Origin of the sequence: Litoreibacter roseus (genome assembly GCF_009811795.1) — a bacterium.
Classification (GTDB): Bacteria; Pseudomonadota; Alphaproteobacteria; order Rhodobacterales; family Rhodobacteraceae; genus Litoreibacter; species Litoreibacter roseus.
Window position 1 is genome coordinate 936,169 of sequence record NZ_BLJE01000001.1, and the last position, 18,799, is coordinate 954,967.

At 59.7% G+C, this 18,799-nt stretch carries 18 protein-coding genes; 5 read left to right on the plus strand and 13 right to left on the minus strand.

Features of this window, described 5'->3' with window-relative positions; genetic code table 11:
• Window positions 1-10 precede the first annotated feature (10 nt).
• Entirely contained in the window at window positions 11-1,591 is a 1,581-nt protein-coding gene (locus tag KIN_RS04675; RefSeq protein WP_159804764.1) for an ABC transporter substrate-binding protein, read from the minus strand.
• A gap of 35 nt (window positions 1,592-1,626) precedes the next feature.
• Entirely contained in the window at window positions 1,627-2,520 is an 894-nt protein-coding gene (locus tag KIN_RS04680) for a MurR/RpiR family transcriptional regulator (protein WP_159804765.1), read from the minus strand.
• A gap of 147 nt (window positions 2,521-2,667) precedes the next feature.
• Here KIN_RS04680 and KIN_RS04685 point away from each other — a divergent pair, with 147 nt between their 5' ends.
• On the plus strand, window positions 2,668-3,789 hold the full coding sequence (locus tag KIN_RS04685; RefSeq protein WP_159804766.1) for an NAD(P)/FAD-dependent oxidoreductase: 1,122 nt from the start codon (window positions 2,668-2,670) through the stop codon (window positions 3,787-3,789).
• A 461-nt stretch (window positions 3,790-4,250) separates the two neighbouring features.
• On the opposite strand, the gene KIN_RS04690 is transcribed toward KIN_RS04685, so the two are convergent.
• Window positions 4,251-4,940, minus strand: a complete 690-nt coding sequence (locus tag KIN_RS04690) for a deiodinase-like protein (protein ID WP_159804767.1) — start codon at window positions 4,938-4,940, stop codon at window positions 4,251-4,253.
• A 31-nt stretch (window positions 4,941-4,971) separates the two neighbouring features.
• On the minus strand, window positions 4,972-5,448 hold the full coding sequence (locus KIN_RS04695) for a hypothetical protein (protein ID WP_159804768.1): 477 nt from the start codon (window positions 5,446-5,448) through the stop codon (window positions 4,972-4,974).
• Window positions 5,449-5,567: 119 nt separating this feature from the next.
• On the opposite strand from KIN_RS04695, the gene KIN_RS04700 reads away from it, so the two are divergent.
• Entirely contained in the window at window positions 5,568-6,149 is a 582-nt protein-coding gene (locus KIN_RS04700; RefSeq protein WP_159804769.1) for a TetR/AcrR family transcriptional regulator, read from the plus strand.
• 555 nt (window positions 6,150-6,704) lie between these two features.
• On the opposite strand, the gene KIN_RS04705 is transcribed toward KIN_RS04700, so the two are convergent.
• From KIN_RS04705 to KIN_RS04745, 9 genes are all read right to left on the minus strand, one after another.
• On the minus strand, window positions 6,705-7,034 hold the full coding sequence (locus KIN_RS04705) for a cupin domain-containing protein (protein ID WP_159804770.1): 330 nt from the start codon (window positions 7,032-7,034) through the stop codon (window positions 6,705-6,707).
• Complete coding sequence (locus KIN_RS04710; protein ID WP_159804771.1) at window positions 7,027-7,695, minus strand: cysteine hydrolase family protein; 669 nt, start codon at window positions 7,693-7,695, stop codon at window positions 7,027-7,029. Before KIN_RS04710 ends, KIN_RS04705 begins: the two co-directional genes overlap by 8 nt.
• A complete protein-coding gene (locus tag KIN_RS04715; RefSeq protein ID WP_159804772.1) occupies window positions 7,695-9,212 on the minus strand; it encodes an ABC transporter ATP-binding protein in 1,518 nt (505 codons plus the stop codon). Before KIN_RS04715 ends, KIN_RS04710 begins: the two co-directional genes overlap by 1 nt.
• Entirely contained in the window at window positions 9,209-9,883 is a 675-nt protein-coding gene (gene biuH / locus KIN_RS04720; protein WP_159804773.1) for a biuret amidohydrolase, read from the minus strand. Before biuH ends, KIN_RS04715 begins: the two co-directional genes overlap by 4 nt.
• Window positions 9,880-10,893, minus strand: a complete 1,014-nt coding sequence (locus tag KIN_RS04725) for a formamidase (protein WP_159804774.1) — start codon at window positions 10,891-10,893, stop codon at window positions 9,880-9,882. Before KIN_RS04725 ends, biuH begins: the two co-directional genes overlap by 4 nt.
• Window positions 10,894-10,904: 11 nt before the next feature.
• Window positions 10,905-11,828, minus strand: coding sequence for an ABC transporter permease (locus tag KIN_RS04730; RefSeq protein WP_207710110.1), 924 nt, complete (start codon window positions 11,826-11,828; stop codon window positions 10,905-10,907).
• Window positions 11,828-12,931, minus strand: a complete 1,104-nt coding sequence (locus KIN_RS04735) for an ABC transporter permease (RefSeq protein ID WP_159804775.1) — start codon at window positions 12,929-12,931, stop codon at window positions 11,828-11,830. Before KIN_RS04735 ends, KIN_RS04730 begins: the two co-directional genes overlap by 1 nt.
• Window positions 12,932-12,946: 15 nt before the next feature.
• Window positions 12,947-14,062 carry a BMP family ABC transporter substrate-binding protein gene (locus tag KIN_RS04740; RefSeq protein ID WP_159804776.1) on the minus strand — a complete coding sequence of 372 codons (1,116 nt, stop codon included), beginning with the start codon at window positions 14,060-14,062 and terminating at the stop codon, window positions 12,947-12,949.
• A 154-nt stretch (window positions 14,063-14,216) separates the two neighbouring features.
• Window positions 14,217-15,119, minus strand: coding sequence for a LysR family transcriptional regulator (locus tag KIN_RS04745; protein ID WP_159804777.1), 903 nt, complete (start codon window positions 15,117-15,119; stop codon window positions 14,217-14,219).
• A gap of 125 nt (window positions 15,120-15,244) precedes the next feature.
• On the opposite strand from KIN_RS04745, the gene KIN_RS04750 reads away from it, so the two are divergent.
• From KIN_RS04750 to KIN_RS04760, 3 genes are read left to right on the plus strand one after another with little or no spacing between them, the layout of a single operon-like run.
• On the plus strand, window positions 15,245-16,852 hold the full coding sequence (locus tag KIN_RS04750; protein ID WP_159804778.1) for an ABC transporter substrate-binding protein: 1,608 nt from the start codon (window positions 15,245-15,247) through the stop codon (window positions 16,850-16,852).
• Window positions 16,853-16,854: 2 nt separating this feature from the next.
• Window positions 16,855-17,889 (plus strand): ABC transporter permease, encoded by a 1,035-nt coding sequence (locus KIN_RS04755; protein WP_159804779.1) that lies wholly within the window; start codon window positions 16,855-16,857, stop codon window positions 17,887-17,889.
• Window positions 17,886-18,764, plus strand: a complete 879-nt coding sequence (locus KIN_RS04760) for an ABC transporter permease (protein ID WP_159804780.1) — start codon at window positions 17,886-17,888, stop codon at window positions 18,762-18,764. Before KIN_RS04755 ends, KIN_RS04760 begins: the two co-directional genes overlap by 4 nt.
• Window positions 18,765-18,799: the final 35 nt, after the last annotated feature.

Here is an 18,799-nt window from a genome sequence, read left to right on the forward strand (position 1 = left end):
GTTCGGCGGCTCATTCTGTGACCTGAATGTCCATGAAGGACTGCCCCCGGAACCGCGAGCCGCGCACCGGATCGGGGACGCTGATCGCCTCACCGTTGAAGGCTATATTCTGGGTTGGCTGATAGATCGGCACGAACAGGTGCTGGCTGAGCACGTATTCATGGTAAGCGGTGAAATTCGCGACCCTCTCCGCCGCCGTGGCACTCTCGGTCATTGCGATGTCATTGAGGCGCTGGCCTTCTTCGTCCTCCCACATCGACACGTTCGGATAGCCCACGCGGTTGCCGCTGAAGAACCAGTCGAGAATGTCGGAGTTGTTCCAATCATAGGCTCGCACGGCGAGTTGGTGGGCGTTGCGGCGGTATTCGTCGCGGATGGTGGAACTGTCGAAGACAGTGATCGTGGCCTCCATACCGATCTCCGCCAGTTGCGCCTGTACCACCTGTGTAAGACGGGTGAACTCGGTGCTGTTGGCTGTGAAGAGATCGACAGAAAGCTGCTTTCCATCTTTGACACGTACGCCGTCGTCACCCATCGCCCAGCCGGCTTCGTCAAGAAGTTCGCCCGCCTTTGCGGGATCATATCTTACATTCAGGTCTGGATTGACATTTGCCTCAGGCAGGGAGGATATCAGAAAGTTCCGGGCCGGGGCGCCGACACCGCCGTATACGGCAGCCACGATTGAATCCTGATCAATCGCCATGCCAGTTGCCTGCCGCACGAGAATGTCGTCGAAGGGCGGGGCGGTCACATTGATCGGCATGTAGCTGATACCGGTGCCGGGCATCTGGATGATCTGGATGTTCGCTTCGGCCTCAAGGATCGCGAGGAAATCGGTCGGTACGCCTAGAAGCAGATCGATACCACCAGTCCGCAGTTCGAGAAACGCGGTGGATTGATCTGGGATTTCGCGGAAGGTGAAGGTTTCGATATGGCCGGGGCCGGTGTTTTCCGACAGGTCGGACCCCCAAGTGTAGTCCTCGTTTCTCACAAGAACCGTCTCTAACCCGATCTCAAAGCTTTGCAATTCGTAGGGACCTGTGCCGACAGCCGCCGTGACGCCGAAATCTTCGCCCAGTTCTGCGTACGCCGTGGGGGAGGGCACACCCATGAAGGCGCTCGCAAGGTTATAGAGCAGGTTTGGTTCGGGCCGCTCCATGTTGAACCGCACAGTCAGATCGTCGACGACGTCGACTGATGCGATGGCTTCGACCAGATATTCGTTCTCGGTTCCTGCATAGCTCGCGATCCAAGTCTGGACAGCAGCAGCATTGAATGGCGTGTCGTCATGAAAGGTGACGCCGTCAAGCAGCGTAAAAGTCCACGCCATTCCATCGGGCGTTTCTTCCCAAGCGGTGGCGAGGTGTGGATGGTATGATTGGTCGGCATCCTGTTCCACCAGCCGGTCATAGATGAGAGACGTTGCGGTGTTCAGGTTGCTGGCGGCGACCGGATTGTAAGCGGTGGCGCCCAGTTCACTTGCGGAAAACGCGACGGTCACATCTTGTGCGATCGCGTGGGGTGAGAACAAAAATCCGGCCGCTACGATAGCCGATCCTGTCAGAAGCTGGGTCTTGGTCGAATATCGCATGGCAGATTTTCCTGTTATGTTGGCTGTTGGCAGACTTAGGTGGGGCGGCCCTCCGTGCGGGGGGTGGCTGCATCGCCGACATGACCGGTGAAGCGCCCGTAGAGTTCAGCGAATTTGTTCATACGTTTCTCGACCTCTGGGCCAAGTTCCATGAAGACGGCGTTGACCATAAGATTGGCGAGGCTCGCCATCTGGGCGGTCGATTCCCAGAACAGATTGACCGCTGTGGGCACGACGAACATCTCGTCCGATGCGGCATGACCCCAGTCGCAATAGGGGTCCGTGATGAGTGTGACGGGGATGCCCGCTGCCTTGGCGTCTTCTGCCAGCATCTGGGCATGGCGCGAATAGCGGCGCGCCTCGAAGATGACCAGCGCCGCGTCGGCGTCGTGCAATGTCAAAAGCTCAGCAAAGTTGCCGCTGGCGATGTCCATTAAATGCACCCCGTCACGAATGTACTGAAGTTGATGGACGAATATCTGCGCCATACCGCGTTCGGTCTGAAACCCGGCTGCGAAAATCTGTTTTGCCGTAGCCAACCGTGTCACGGTGCGTTGCCATTCAGGGCTGTGAGCGGCCTCATAGACTGCCACCAGAGCGGCCATTTCCAATTCCAGCCCGCGCGTCAACTGATCTTCCCCGGCCTTGGTGCGCTCCTGCAAGTCGCGCAGCCGGTCACCGATCAACCACGGCTGATCGCCCATATCATTTCTGAGGTGCTTCTTGAGATCCTTGAACCCGTCGTAGCCGATTGATCGGCAAAACCGCCCCACGGTCGGCTCGCTCACTTCAACCTTGGAAGCCAAACTCGCCGCCGTCTCGAAGGGCAATGCACCCATATCCGACAACATGTAGCTCGCCAACGCACGATCCGCTTTCGAGGCGGTTTGCAGCGCCTCGGTCAGGCGATCGCGCAATGGTTTCGACATAAAAGCATCCCGGTCAACTCAACTCAGTAGGAAAGAAAACTTGCAAGGAGTCAATAACATTAGTTTTTCTTGCATTTTGATCTGGAACTGCGCTTTGTAAAACATTGACCTAATGAGAGGTCGGCGCGCCAAAGAGGCTTACCCAATATGATCCATGATTTCCTTGTGATCGGGGGCGGCATTTCCGGCGCATCGGTTGCCTACGAACTGGCCGCCGCGGGCACGGTTTTGGTGCTCGAGGCGGAAAGTTCGCCCGGGTATCACAGCACAGGCCGCTCAGCTGCGCTTTTTACCCGAAACTATGGCGGCCCCGTCGTGCGCCAAATCAACGCGTCGAGTGCGTCGTTCTTCGCATCGCCACCTGAAGGTTTCTGCGACAGCCCCCTTTTAACGCCGCGCGGGGCGCTCACCGTAGCTGACGAAGAAAATCTGGATAAGCTACCGGCTTTGCTCGCGCTTTCAGAACCGGGTGAAGACGTGATTGAGATCACGTCGGAAGAAGCGCTCGCGCTCGCACCTTATCTGAGGCCCGAGCGCGTCGCGAGCGCCGTCTACGAAGCGAATGTTGCCGATATCGATGTCGCAAACCTGCACCAAGGGTATTTAAAGGGCATCCGACAACGCGGCGGCACAATTGCAACCGGCGAAGCCGTTACCGTCATGACGCATCAAAATGACCTTTGGAACGTTCAAGCAAAGCGGGAGACTTACCGTGCCAAGGTTGTCGTAAACGCATCTGGTGCATGGGCAGACGAGATTGGTGCAATAGTCAGTGCACAGCACATTGGCTTGGTGCCAATGCGGCGGACCGGCATCATTCTCGACGCGCCCGATGGTCTCGATCTTGCCGCTAGCCCCGCTGTCGATTTCGCAGGGTCAAACGCCTATATAAAGCCAGAGGCGGGGACATTGATGGCCTCTCCTGGTGACGCGACCCCAACCCAGCCGCAGGATGTGCGACCGGATGAACTCGATATCGCCCACCTTGCCCATTGGATCGAAACCGAAACACTGATTCCCGTGCGCAGGATTTCGCATTCCTGGGCAGGACTGCGGAGCTTCGTATCAGACGAGGCTCCGGTTGTGGGCTTCGACAACAACGTTCCGGATTTTCTCTGGCTTGCCGCTCAAGGAGGCTACGGGATTATGATGGCACCTGCGCTCGCAAAACTTGCTGCCGACCTCGTGCTCAAGCGGACGATTGAAGAAGTCGGATTCGATGTCGATGCGATTTCTCCCGCCCGAGCTGGTATTTTGAAGCACCGATGACCCATACTGACTGCTTAGCGGGTTCGGCGCTCAACTCATTCGAAGAATTGCTCTCCGAAGTCAAAAAGTGAATTCGATCCTAACGTGGTGTATCTATAACTTCGCCATTATGGCGACGCCAATTTCTAGATGCATGTGTTTCTTCTGAGATGGGACATGGCAAAGAACCCGGCCGAGTGAAACTACGAGAAAGCTGAGTTGCTGCAGCGACAACAATGTCCTCCGCTTTGCCTACGGTCCGCACCAGTGCGGCTTCCCGCATTTCACCGATCTGGAATCGTCAGCCTTCAGGACAACCCATCGAAACACTGGAGATATACATGATCGGCACCGCCCAAATCGGGACTTTTCGTCCTGACTTGTTAGTGATCGGCGTGAGGAGATTACGAGCGCTGTTGAAACAGCGCCGCCCCCGGATAAAGCATCAATGTGGATGCGGGAGCGGCTAAGTGTGCGGCCACCTACATGTCGCCGACCTTCTTGTGGTTCGCGACAAGACGTCGCAGTCCGTAAACAAAGTCCCAAATTGCGACAATCCCGCCCATGAAAAGAGTTCTGACTGCTCGGAAGGAGAAAGGCGGAACGGCCTTGAGTTCGCGTGACTGAACGGGTTGGCCATCCGCCAAGGTACCGAGAATCGCGTCCATCTCATCGGCGTTGTTCCAGATACTGCGGAACACGATGGTCCCGTCTGGCGCGATCACAAAGATTGAGTTCGGCATCGTGCCATAAAACCGATGCGCCGATCCGTTCACGTCATCGACAAGGATTGTGCGCTCGTCGCCGTAGCGTCGTTTGGTTTTTTTCGCAGCGTCGATCTTTTCTGCTTCTGTCCGATGTTGCGGCTGAAGCTCGCCAGGATGGGCTTCGCGCACATACATCAGCACGTGGTCGAGCTGAGGATATTTCTCCATTAGCTTCATCATTGGCGGGACGCTTTGTGCGTACATCGGACAGGTCATGCTGCCGGTCTCGAGAACGAGCGGCCTGTCGTTCAGGTAGTCGGAAAGATGGACCGTTTGCCCGCCGAGTGCGCGCAGTTCTGCATCCTTGAACGTGTCGCCAGCCTGAAGGCCTTCGTCGACGGTAAAGTCGTACTCTTCGGGGGTGAATCGACGGTAACCATAGGTCTTCGACTGTGTATTGGTCATCGGGCTTCTCCTGTTTTTGGGGTGGTAGGGCTTAGGCTAGGGCTTGCAAGACCAGCACGGCCACAAGCGTGCTCAGTGTCATAAAAAGTCCGCGGTGATGAAGCAGCGTGAGCGCGCCGAGGCCGTTGCGCACGGCGACCAGGTCTCCGTCGGAGGGTACGGTGTCAACGTTGCGGATATCCTTGAACAGTCGTGCAACAATCAGTCCGAGCTGGACAAAAAACAGCGTCGCCACTGCGATCGCGGTGGCCGAAAACCCAGCTTTGACCAGCAGGACGATTACAAGAAGCGTCGCGGTCCCCATTGTCGTCATCATGGTCGGGGGTAACAGATGGATCACCCGCTTTAAAATGGCGTGCACTTTGCGCGCCTCGTCGTCGCCAACCTGCGTCGAGTCTGGTGCCCACATCAGGCGCCAGACTGGTTTCTCGATCAGTGACAGCACCACAAAGATACCAGTGCCAAGGCCAAGGAGGCCGGTGAGAAGTGAGATCAAGACGTCGGGCATCGTGTTTCCTTTCTTGGATCTTCGGACACCTCGTTGACAAAGATGTTCGAGTTTAGGATGTTGTCAATGTCTACATAGGTCAGAATGTAGGCATCGTCAACATTGAAAGCGAAAAGAAGATGAACACCGCATATCACCACGGAAATCTGCGTCAGGCGCTACTTGACCGCGCGACAGAAACAGTCAGTGAAAAAGGGGTGGAAGGCCTTAGCTTGCGGGGTCTGGCGCGTGATCTCGGTGTTAGCCACGCAGCCCCCCTTCGTCATTTTGCAACAAAGGCCGAGTTGTTAAATGCAATTGCTGTGGAAGGTGTAGGCTCCCTTATTGAGGCGACAGGAGGTGTCGATGCCCACCCATCCGGTGTTGCACGTTTGCGCGCCATGGTTCTGGCCTACGTCGATTGGGCCATCGCAAACAGCGAACTCCACCACATACTGAGAAATCCTGACGTAATGCGGCACGCTTCTGACGATCTGACAGCCTTGCTTGCGACCTTTGCGGACCGACAGAGGCAGGAAATCAAGGCAGCGCAGGAATCTGATTGGCGAACTGACACCGATCCGGAGGTCCTGTTTCTGCACCTTGTGTCGCTGACGGCCGGTACGGCTATCGTAACGACCGAGGAGATCTACAAACGTCGCGTGGCTGCCCCCGAAACGCGATCGAAGGTTGAAGCGTCAATAGATCTGTTTTTGGGCTAACTTCCGAGTGCTCAAGAACAAGTGTCTTTTCGACCCGGGTTGGGGCGCGCCGTGAAACCATTGCTTTCGCAGCCGGTGTCCGGGGAAATCTCCGGCTTTATATAGCAAACGCACCATCTTCCACTAGAACGCGGGCATTCTCACAGTGGAAGATGGTGCGGCACGTTTTAAGTTATTTCAGCCCTCGAGACTATCTGTGGTGGAGACTACCGAGGCCGCCCACGTAGCCTAACAGTATATTGGCCAATTTGAGCTCGTCGAATCCCGACGTTCTTCACTTGTTCCGGCTGTGTCGCCTATGATAGTAGCCATTCCAGTTGCGCGATACAGGCGCTTCCGTCGCTTTGCTCACTGCGATCGTAACCGTCCGGTCTGGCTGCCCTGCAGGAGGTGCGCTAATGTCGGATAGTGTGCAATTAACTAATTGGACACTTAATAGGCCTGAACGATCAATGCGCCGGCCGCATCTAAGGTCGCCGCTCTGGCAAGACAGGCGGCAGGAATGGGTGATCGGGCTGGCGTCGACCCACAACACGCTTGGGTATCCAAGGCTTATCAGAGAATTTCCACGGGTCGTTCCCATTGGATAAGGACGACACAGCCCGTTTCCGACCAGACGGAATGCGAACTTCCTTCTGAGTTGAGAATGAACGTCCCTGCGCGGTAGGTGCCTCGCTCGTCTGTTTGCTCGCCTTCCAGCACCAGGATACTCTCAAGTCCTGTATGGCGATGCGTTGGCACCCGCGCGCCGGGGGCGTAGCGCAGGAGCGCGACTTCGGGTGAGCCCTGTTTCATGTAGTGAATGTCAACGCCGTCTCTGAACGGCTCGAAGGGCAGATCTGCCAACCGATTTGGCAAATCTGTGATCGTCAGAGGTTCAGTCATGCCAGGCGTCCTTCAATTGTGAAAACAGGGCTGTCCAGCCGACGATGGCACCTTGTGCGCGGATCATTTCCAGCGTCGCGGCCTTGAAGGCGGGAAAGTAGCTCTCGGTGGCGTCCTCAATCAGCAGGCACTCAAAGCCGCGATCATTGGCTTCGCGCATGGTGGTCTGCACGCAGACCTCGGTGGTGACGCCGGCAATGATGAGCGACGTGATACCTTTCCCTGCGAGGTGATCGCCCAAACGCGTTGCATAAAACGCCCCCTTGCCGGGTTTGTCGATTACCCGTTCCTGCGCCGTGGGCGCGAGTTGCGGGATTATGTTGGCCCCTTCTTCTCCTGCTACGAGAACGCGCCCCATCGGTCCGGCATCGCCGATACGTAGACTGGGTACGCCCCGGTCGCGTTTTGCGGCAGGAAGATCGGACAGATCAGGCAGGTGGCATTCGCGGGTGTGGATTACGTCGATCCCCTTGGTGCGGCACAGTGCAATGAGGTCCGCAACCGTGGGCACGATCACCTGCAGGCGTGAAACATTATTGCCAAGCGTTTCGCCAAAGCCACCCGCTTCTATGAAATCGCGTTGCATGTCGATGACGACAAGGGCTGTCTTTGCCGGATCGAAGGCGAAAGGGTAGGGCAGGGCCGTTTCAAGGTCCACCATCACGCGTGGCCCCCCATGTGATAGCCGATGGTGGCGATATCGGCCTCCGCAGTTGCGGCATTATAGGTGAGGGCACCGCCGGACATGACCAGCACGCGATCAGTCAGCTCCATGATTTCATCCAGATCCTCGGACAGGATCAGGACTGCAGCGCCGGCGTTCCGGGCCTGCATAATGCGGCTGCGGATTTCGGACACGGCCGAGAAATCAAGGCCGAAGCAGGGGTTCGAGATGATCAGCAGATCGACCTCTCCGGACAATTCACGCGCCAGCACGGTGCGCTGCACGTTGCCGCCGGACAAGGCGCTGATGGGAACGTCGATGGAGGTCGTTTTGACCTTGAATTGCTGAACCAGATCGCTCGCACGAGCCCTCATGTCTCGGCTCGACAGCCAGAAACCGCCGTGCCGGTCAAAGCTGCGAAAGGCAATGTTATCGCTGACCGACATGCGCGGCGCACAGGCGTTGTGCAGCGGTTCCTCGGGCAGGAAGCGGATGTTGTGGCGTTGCGCGTCGTCGCGGCGTGCGGTGTAGGGCGCGCCTTTGACGCGGATTTCGCCGCTTCGATAAGGGCGCTGCCCAGTCAGGATCTCCATCAACTCCATCTGGCCGTTGCCGGAAATGCCTGCCACGCCGACGATCTCGCCTGCATGCACGCACAATCTGTCGATCCTGATGTCTTTCAACCCTGTGCGATCCCGGGCCGTGATGCCGTCCAGTTCCAACACTGGCGCGCCGCGCATGCCGGAGCGCGGGGCTGGTCGGGCCAGCGTCGCGTCGCTCATCATCAACGCAGCCATATCCGTGTGGTCAAGTTCCGCAACCCTACCGCCCCCCACCAATTTGCCACGTCGCAGGACCGACACCTGGTCGGCGTAGGCGGTCACCTCGCGAAATTTGTGAGTGATCATCAGCACCGAAATCACCCCGTCCTGGCAGAGTCCGCGCACATGGCTGAGCACCTCATCCGCCTCATCTGGGGTAAGCACGGACGTGGGCTCATCGAGGATCAAAAAGCGCCGGCCCAGATAAAGCTGCTTGAGGATCTCCAGCTTCTGCTTTTCGCCTGCTGCAAGCGCGCGTACGGATTGGTCGAGCGGCACCTGAAACGGCATGCGGTCCATGAAGGCCTGCAAGTCCGCCCGCTCTGCCCGCCAGTCGATGATACGCGGGGCATCTTCACGGCTGATGACGAGGTTTTCGGCCACGGTCAGCGACGGGACCAGCGTGAAATGCTGATAGACCATCCCCAACCCAAGCGCATGGGCCGCCCGTGGATCGGTGATGCGGGCCTCGCGCCTGTCCACCAGTATCTCGCCCGAGGTCGCGTGATAGAACCCCATCATGCATTTCACCAGCGTCGACTTGCCCGCGCCGTTTTCGCCCAGAAGAGCGTGAAAGCTGCCCGGGGTGATCTTAATCGAACAGTCATCAAGCGCCGTGAACCCCCCGAACCGCATCGTCATGTGCAAGGTCTCGACGCCGATGGCCCCCCTTTTCGTAGCGACAGTGCTCATGGCAGCTGTGCCAGCAAAGTTGCGCTGTCGCTGACCGCGCCAAAGACGCCGCCTTGCATCGTGACCATCTTCAGCGCGGCGTCGTGATTACCCCGATCCGTTGCCCCGCAACAATCAGCCAGGACGAGGCATTCGAACCCTCGATCATTGCCCTCGCGCATGGTGGTCGACACGCAGACATCGGTGGTGATACCGGTCAGGATGATGTTCTCGATCCCTCGCGTGCGCAGGATCATCTCCAGATCCGTGGCGTAGAAGCTGCCCTTGCCGGGCTTGTCGATGATCGGCTCGCCGTCGTGCGGGTAAAGTTCGGGGATGATGTCCCACCCAGTCTCACCACGCACAAGTATTTTGCCACAAGGCCCCGGATCACCGATGCCCGCCCCGATCTGGCGTGAACGCCAGCGTTTGTTGGCGGGCAGGTCGGCCAGATCTGGGCGGTGGCCCTCGCGGGTGTGGATGATGTGATAGCCCTTGGCCCGCATGGCCCCGAGTACTGTCTTTATTGGTTTGATCGGGGCTTGCGTCATGGAAAGATCATAGCCCATCTTGTCGACATATCCCCCTTCCCCGCAGAAATCGGTCTGCATGTCGATGATCATCAGCGCGGTATTTTTGGGCCTGAGATCGCCGTTATAGGGCCACGCATAGGGGTCGGCAGCGATGGTCATTCGGCGGCTTCTTTCGCAGGGGTGAACAAACGTGTGGGCGCAGGGAAACCGAAATCGGTGCCGTCGGTGGTTTTGACGTCGTCCTCCCAGGGCAAGCGGTACTGTCCGGCTGCCAGATCTGTCATGTAGGTATAGGGGCAGTCCTGCGCGCCGCCTTGCACGGCCACATAGCCGCGATGGCCGAACTGATAGATGTTGTTTTCCACACCCCAGTTGATCCGGGCCTCGCGCACCAGATCGGGACGGACCTCGGCGGTAATGATCTCGTCCGCCCGGCCCGATGTACCATGCGCGATGATCGAGCCGTCGAAGTTGCAGACCATCCCTTCCCCCATACTGTCGAACGTGCCGTCGCTGCCGCACATGCAGACGTTGGCCGTGACCATGAGGTTGCAAAAGGCGTTGGACTGGTTGGTGAAGCGCCACGATTCGCGGATGGGCGCGGTGTAGCCCGCAGTACGTAGCATGATCTCAGCACCCTTGTAGGCCGCTTCCCGCGCCATTTCGGGAAACATCCCGTCGTGGCAGATGATCAGCGCCAGCTTGCACCCGTTCGGCCCGTCAATCACCGGGATGCCGCCGTCGCCCGGCTCCCAAGGCTCGACTGGCACCCAAGGGTGCATCTTGCGATAGTAAAGCTGCAACTCGCCCGTGTTGTCGATGATGAGGCCGACATTGTAGGGCATGCCGCCGGGGTTGGCCTCCATGATCGAAAAGCAGCCCCAGATGTCATTGTCGATGCAGGCCTGCCGGAACGCCGCGACCTCGGGGCCGTCCATCGTGCACATGATCGCAGGCTCGATGTCCATAGACAGCCCGTGCAGCGCATACTCGGGAAAGACGACCAGATCCATCGTGCCGATGTTGCGCCGCGCCTTGGCGGTCATTTCAACAATACGGGCGGTTTGTGCGGCCAGATCGGCGGGGGTCTTGACCACCGGCAGTTTCAATTGCACCAGGCCGATCACTACGCCGTTTGGCGATTTGTTCAAACCTCCAAGTCCGTTCATATGCTGTCTCCCTACTTGGTTATGCTCAACTCGCCCGGCGCGCCGGTCATGGCTTGGGTGGGCGAGGAGGTTGCTATCAGAACACCCAGCGTGAGCACGTAGGGTGCGGCGAAAAACAGGTAGTATCCCTCGGAGACCCCGACCGATTGAAGCACCGGACCAAGTGCGCCGGCCCCACCGAAGAGCAATGCCGCGCCTAAACAGGCCAGTGGGTTCCAGCGGGCGAAGATGACCAATGCGACGGCCATCAGACCCTGCCCGGACGAGATGCCCTCGTTCCAGCTTCCGGGGTAATACAGCGACAAATACGCGCCCCCGACCCCGGCAAAGGCGCCGCCGACCGCCGTCGCGCAGGTGCGGATCACGGCCGGCTGCAGACCCATGGCGCGCGCCGCATCGGTACTGTCGCCCACCACGCGCAGCGTCAAACCCACCCTCGTCGCGCGCAGCATCCACCACAGCAGAACCGCCAAGGCAGCCCCGATCAGGAACAGCACGTTGACCTCCAACGCCGCGCGAACCTGCGGGATTTCCGACCACCAGCCGAAGCTGATCGCGGGCAGATCGGGGGCCACAGGCTGCACGAACGGCTTGCCGAAATAGAACGCCAACCCCATGCCGAGGATCATCATGGCGATGCCCACGGCGATGTCGTTCACCTTTGGCAAGGAGCATATGACACCGTGGACCAGCCCAAACAACGTGCCAGAAAGTGCTGCCGCCAACACACCAAGCCAGGGCGAGCCGGTAAGATGGGCCAGCGCGTAGCCCGACATTGCTCCAAAGACCAGCGTGCCTTCCAGCCCGAGATTGATCCGCCCGGACCGTTCGGTGAGTGCCTCGCCAAGGCTGACGAACAGGAATGGTGTCGACACCCGGATCGCGCCACCGATGATCGCGAGCGGGATGATCCAGTAGCCCAGATCGGTCTCCATCAGACGGTCCTCCAGCGCTCGGGCGCGAAAACCTTGAACCGGCCGTAAAGCGTCTCGGACATCAGGATCGCCATGAAGACGAAGCCTTGCAGCACCAGCACGGTCGCATCCGGCAGGTCCATGCGGCGTTGCACGAGGCCCGACGACGCTTCGAACCCCGCCAGCAGGATGGCCACCGGAACGATCGCAAGCGGGTTATGCCGAGCAAGAAAGGCGATCAGGATGCCGGTATAGCCGTAGCCGCCCGCAAGGCTGGCATTGGCGGAGCCATGTACCGCCGCGACCTCGAAGAAGCCTGCCATCCCGGCAAAGGCCCCGCCGAGCGCTGTAAAGCTCAGGATCAGCTTGCCCACCGGCAGGGCCTGCACTTGTGCCGCACGGACGTTCCCGCCCGCGATGCGCGCGGCGAACCCCCATGTGGTCTTGTCGATCAGAACCCAGGCCAGCACGCAGGCGACGACACCAAAGGCCAGCCCCCAATGCACGTTCCAGCCGGGTATGGTGCCCACCCGCAAAGCCTCGTTCAGCGGTGCAGTGGACGGTTTGTTCAGGCTCGCCGGATCGCGCAACGGCCCCTCAACCAGATGGTTCATGAGCGCAATGGCGATATAGGCCATCAGCAGGCTGGCGATGGTCTCATTGACCCCGCGATAGTGGCGCAGCGCCCCAATCGCCCCGATCCAGAGCGCGCCGAGCAGCATGGCAGCAAGCAACATGACAGGCAGCGCGACGCCGGCAGGCTCACCGGACAGAAGCACCCCCGCAAAGCCTGCGCCGACACCCCCCAGCACAATCGCGCCCTCGCCCCCGATTACAACCAGCCCCAACCGAGCAGGCAAGGCCACGCAGAGGGCAGCGAGCAACAATGGCGCGGCGCGCGACAAGGTGTTTTCCCACGAAAAGGCCGTGCCGAACCCGGCGCGGTAGACCAGAGCGAAGAATTCGGCCGGGGATTTGCCTTGCAGCAGCAAAAACAGGCTAAAGACGGCACACCCGGCCAGCAGCGCGCCGATGGGCAGCACAACGGCCTCGGACCGGCGCGCCAGTGCCGCCAGACCGACGGATGGCCTGGCTGGAACGATTGTCTCGGATGGGAGGGACACCAAAACCCGCGCTGATCAGGACGTCGAGCCGATCACGCCTTCGACCAGATAATCCATGCTCTCCAGCGCGATGTCGTCCTCGGCAAAGCCCTCGCCCTCAGCCGCGATCGCGTTGCCAGTGTTGTCCTTCAGCGGGCCCTTGATGGCCGAGAACTCGCCTGCCATGATCTGGGCTTTCGTGGCTTCGAATTGTGCGCGCGCGGCGTCCGAGACGGCAGGCCCCAGCGGCGACATCTTGATGAACCCGTCCGCCAGCCCGCCGCGTACGAAGTTATCAATGGTGCCGCCGTCCAGCACGGTCTGGACCATATTCGTATAGACACCCGCCCAGTTCCATTCGGCCCCCGTCAGATATTTCTCCGGGGCGAGCGGCGACTGGTTGGCGTGGTAGCCGCAGACGAAGCAATCGCGTCCGGCGGCGGTTTCCATAACGACCTTGGGCCCATCCACATGGCAGGTGATCACATCGCAGCCCGCGTCAGCCAGTGCGTTCGTGGCCTCGGCCTCCTTGACCGCCAAGGACCATTCCCCGGTAAAAATGACCTGACATGTGATCTCCGGATCGACTTGACGCGCGCCCAGCAGGAAGGAGTTGATGTTGAGTAACACCTGCGGAATGGGTTTTGCCGCGACAAAGCCGATCCTTTTGGTCGTTGTAGCGTGTCCGGCGGTGATGCCGTTGAGGTATTGCCCCATGCCGATGTAGCCGAAGTAAGAGCCGACATTCGTAGGCATGCCCTCCGACCAGAGGCCGGCTGCATGCTGGAAGCGGACTTCGGGGTGCTTTGGCGCAGTTTCAAGCACATGCGGGTCGAAATAGCCAAAAGAGGTCGGGAAAAGCAGTTTGGCATCGTCGAAATTGATCATCGATTCCATAGATTTCTGCACGTCGATCGTCTCGGCCACGTTTTCTTCCTCGATGACCGTGACGCCCTCCATGGCCTTCACTGCGGCTGCCCCTTCGGCATGGGCCTGGTTGTAGCCGAAGTCGTCTTTCGGCCCGACGTAGATGAATCCGATGGTCAACGGGCTGTGAGAACCGGCAAAGCCAAGTTGGGGAACGGCTGAGGCGCTCGCGGCAGCCACCGTTCCCGTGAGAAAGCCACGACGCGAAAGGGAGGTGAATGGCATGGTCAGGTGCTCCTTAATGCATTTGGGTCCAAGCCGCACGCGGCGCGCACGGGATCCGACTTGGTTGATCCGACGATGTCGGAAAAACCGTGATGCTGTCTTCTGCTAATATTTCACCGTTGCGATGCAAAAAATGCATCACCGTAGTACAACCTCACTGCGCGTTGATGGCTTCGAGGGCAACGACGAGTTGGCGTCCAAATTTGGCAGAGGCCACGGGCAGGGCGCGGCCTTTAAGTTGTCCCAGCAAGAGCTGACCGGGCGGTACATCCCGTTCGGCGAGTGGCCTGTGCCCGAAACCGGCATTGTGCGGTGGCTTGAGGCCGATGGGGATCTGAAACCCGACCACATCTTCCTGCGTGACGTAATGTCGGATCAGGTCAAAGGATTCCGTTTCGACCGCCGGCGAGAGCGTGCGTCCGATAGACGTGGCGGCCACCTCGAGCAGATTGCGCACCCCATAGGCCTGCGTCGGCAGCACTAGGCGGTGGTCCAGACAATCGCGCAGCCGCAAGACCGGTTTGTCATCCAGCGGGCTGCCTGTGCGATAGAGCGCATGCACCCGCTGTGGCAGTGCATAGAGCAAGTCGAAGTCAACTAGATGCACGGGCTCGAAGACCAACGCCAGGTCGCTGCTGTAGGACGCCAGATCCCGTTCTGCCTGTGCGCGGTCGCGGACATTAATGGAAAATGTCACGCCGGGATGTTCGGCCCTGTAGATCGCGATTTGCTCCGGCAGGAAATAGGGCAGCAGGGCTTGCGAGCAGGCAATCGAGATATGGCCGCGCCGCTCGCCGGACAAATCGGCAACCTGCGACTGGACTCGGGCCAGATCGGTGCGTTGCAAACGAATATGATGCATCAGCAACTCGCCCGCCGGATTGAGCCGCATGCCTCGCGGCAAACGCTCAAAAATCGGCCAGCCGAATTCCTGCTCGAACCCCTGAATACGCCGGTTGAGGGCAGAGGCGGTCAGGTTGGTGTCTTCTGCTGCCTTGCGAATTGATCCAGCGCGCACAACTGCTTCGATCAATTCAAAGGTCCGGAGGTACCTCATCTGTCACTCTTTATACTGACCGATGCATTTTTTGCACTGATTGTGTGTTTTTATAGCATTAGAGGTGAACGTTGTTCCAGCGCAACATGCCCCAAAACGCGATTCACCAACCGTGAGGGGTTCACATGACTGATCTGACTTCCCGACGTCGTTTCTTGAAGATGGGGGGCGCCGGTGCCTCCATACTGCCGTTCCTGAGGGCGATGCCCGCCTCGGCGCAGGGCAGTGACACTCTTGTTGTCGTAACGGGAGCCACTATCAACAGCCTTGATCTGCATCGCACTGGCACCAGCCGCGCGTCCTATCAAGTGGGGATCAATTGCTATGACCGTCTGCTGACCTTCGGCGCGAAGGAGGTGCCCGGCAACGGTTTGTCCTATGATTACACGGTGGTGGAGCCGGAACTGGCCGAAAGCTGGACCGAATCTGACGATGGCATGACCCTGACCTTCAGGCTCAAGCCGAATGCCACCTTCTGGGATGGCCGGAAGGTGACGGCGGCGGATGTGAAATGGTCGTTCGATCGCGCCGTTTCCGTCGGCGGCTTTCCCACGGTGCAGATGAAAGCTGGCGGTCTGGAACGGCCCGAGCAGTTCATCGTGGAGGATGACGAGACATTCGTGATCCAGTTGGATCGCCCGTCTAAGCTGACCATTCCCGATCTGGCCGTGCCGGTGCCCTACATCATCAATTCGGTCGAGGCGCTCGCCAATGCCACCGAGGACGACCCTTGGGCGCTGGAGTATCTGCACACCACGCCCGCAGGATCAGGGGCCTACAAGGTCGCACGATGGAACCCCGGCGAGCAGTTGGTCTACGAGCGCAATGACGAGTGGGTCGGTGGCTCATTGCCCGCTGTCCAGCGCGTGGTCATCCGCGAAGTGCCCAGCCCCGCAACCCGGCGTGCCCTGATCGAGCGCGGCGATGTACAGGTCGCCTTTGACATCCCCGACAAGGACGCATCCGAATTGGCGGGCACTCTGGATGTATTCTCGACCCCTGTGGAGAACTGCATTCACTGCCTGTGCCCGAACTTCGCGTTCGAGCCGTTTCAGGATCCCGATGTGCGCAAGGCCATCGCTTATGCCATCCCCTATGAGGCCATTTTCAAGGCCGCAGCCTTCGAGAGGGGCCTGCCACTCTGGGGTGGCGCGGAAGAGATCACCGACATCGCATGGCCGCGCAAGACGCAGTATTACACTGATCTGGACAAGGCCAAGGAGCATATCGCCAAGTCGGGCCACGCGGACGGGTTCGACGTTCCCTTGTCGATCAGTCTCGATCTGGCCTCATGGATGGAGCCAACCGCGTTGTTGGTGCAGGAAGCGCTCGGCAAGATCGGCATCAACGTCACCATCGAAAAGATCCCGGGCGCCAACTGGCGCACTGCCGTGCTGGTTGAAAAACGCCTGCCGCTGCACCTTGAGAATTTTGGCGGCTGGCTGAACACGCCCGATTACTACTTCTTCTGGGCCTACAAGGACGGGCACCTGTTCAATTCCTCCAACTATCGCAACGAAGAGATTGAGGCGCTGGTGGATGCGACACTGCACATGCCGATGGATGACCCGGAATATGCGCCACAAATCAAGCGCATGTTCGAGATCGCGCTCGATGAATTGCCGCGCATCCCGCTGTATCAGCCGGCCTTAAACGTGGCGACGAACGGGGCCGAAGGCTATGAGTTCTGGTTCCACCGTCAGCTTGATGTCCGTGTGCTGAAAGCCGTCTGATCATGCTTGCCGCCGCCCCCCGGTTGCGCGCCGTCCTCATGCGTCTGGCGCAGGCCGTTCCGGTGGTCGCGGGCGTTGTGGTCATCAGTTTTCTGCTGACCCGCGCGCTACCAGGGGACCCTGCGGTTTACTTCGCCGGAGTTGCGGCGGATGAGGCCTCCATTGAGCAAACGCGCGTGGCAATGGGGCTGGACAAACCCTTGCCCGTGCAATTCGTCCACTACGTGGGCGACCTTTTGCAGGGGGATCTGGGCCAATCGCTTTCCAGCGGGCGGCCCGTCGCGACCGATCTTGCGAACCGTCTGCCTGCCTCGCTGGAGTTGACGCTGACCGCCCTGTTTCTCGCCGTCGTCATTGCCGTGCCCTTGGGGGTTCTGGCGGCAACACGGCCGGGCACGTGGGTCGATCACCTGTGCCGCGTCCTCGTGACCGCCGGCGTCTCGCTGCCGACCTTCTTCACCGGCATCCTGCTTATCTACATCTTCTATTACCTCGCGGGCATCGCGCCGTCGCCACTGGGGCGGCTTGATTTCATTTACCTCTCGCCGGATCACGTCACCGGATTCTACCTGATCGACGCTGCGCTGATGGGCGATTGGGAAACATGGCGCGGCGCGGCCGAACAGCTGGTCCTGCCGGCTGCGACATTGGCCTTGTTCACACTCGCGCCCATTGCGCGCATGACCCGCGCCGCAATGCTGACGGCGTTGTCGTCCGACTTCATCCGAACGGCGCGGGCTGCGGGCCTGTCCGGCGGTACGGTGCTATATCGCTATGCCTTCCGCAATGCGCTGCTGCCGGTGGTCACAACGCTGGGCATGGTGTTTTCCTTCGCGCTCGGCGCCAATGTTCTGGTTGAAAAGGTCTTTGCCTGGCCCGGCATCGGATCCTACGCCGTCGAGGCACTGGTGGTCTCGGATTACGCGGCCGTGCAAGGCTTCGTGCTGGTCATGGCGCTACTTTTCGTGACACTGAACCTGTTGATCGACCTGCTCTACACGGTGATCGACCCGCGCATCGGATTTGACGCGCAATGAGCGATCTGAGCGCCACGGACCTGACGCGCCGCCAAGGCACTCTGGATCATGTGATCTATGTGCTTCGAGCCAATCCGGTCACGTTGATCGCCTTTTGCATGTTCGCCTTCCTGATCCTCTCGGCGCTCTTCGGCCCCGCACTGGTGCCTTATGACCCGCTGGCGACCAATGCGGGCAATTCCCTGCAACCGCCATCCTGGAGTCATTGGTTCGGCACCGACCAAATCGGGCGCGACGTGTTCAGCCGGGTGATCGTCGCCACGCGGCTCGATCTCACGATCTCGGTAGCGGCGGTCGCGATCTCCTTTGTGGTGGGCTCGATCCTTGGCTGCATTGCGGGCTATTGGGGGGGATGGCCCGATGTCATCCTGAACCGGTTTCTCGACACGATCATGGCCTTCCCACTGTTCGTCCTGGCCATGGGAATCGTGGCAGCTCTGGGTAACTCGATCGAGAACATCATCTACGCCACAGCGATCATCAACATGCCGTTCTACGCACGCCTCGTCCGTGCCGAGGTCAATATCCGCCGCGACGCGGGCTTCGTGCGCGCGGCCAAGCTGGCAGGCAGCTCCGACCTCCGGGTGCTGGCCACGCAGATCTTTCCCAACGCGCTGCCGCCGATGATGGTGCAGGTCTCGCTCAATCTCGGCTGGGCCATACTGAACGCAGCGGGGCTGTCGTTCATCGGGCTTGGTGTCAGCCCGCCCACGGCGGAATGGGGCATCATGGTGGCGGAAGGGGCCAATTTCATCGTCTCGGGCGAATGGTGGCTTGCGGTGTTCCCGGGGCTCTGGCTGATGTTCGCGGTTTTCACCTTCAATCTGCTGGGCGACGGGCTGCGCGATATCGTCGACCCGCGCAAGAGGACATGACCGCGTGCTGAGTGTCAGGGATCTGAGCGTCATAT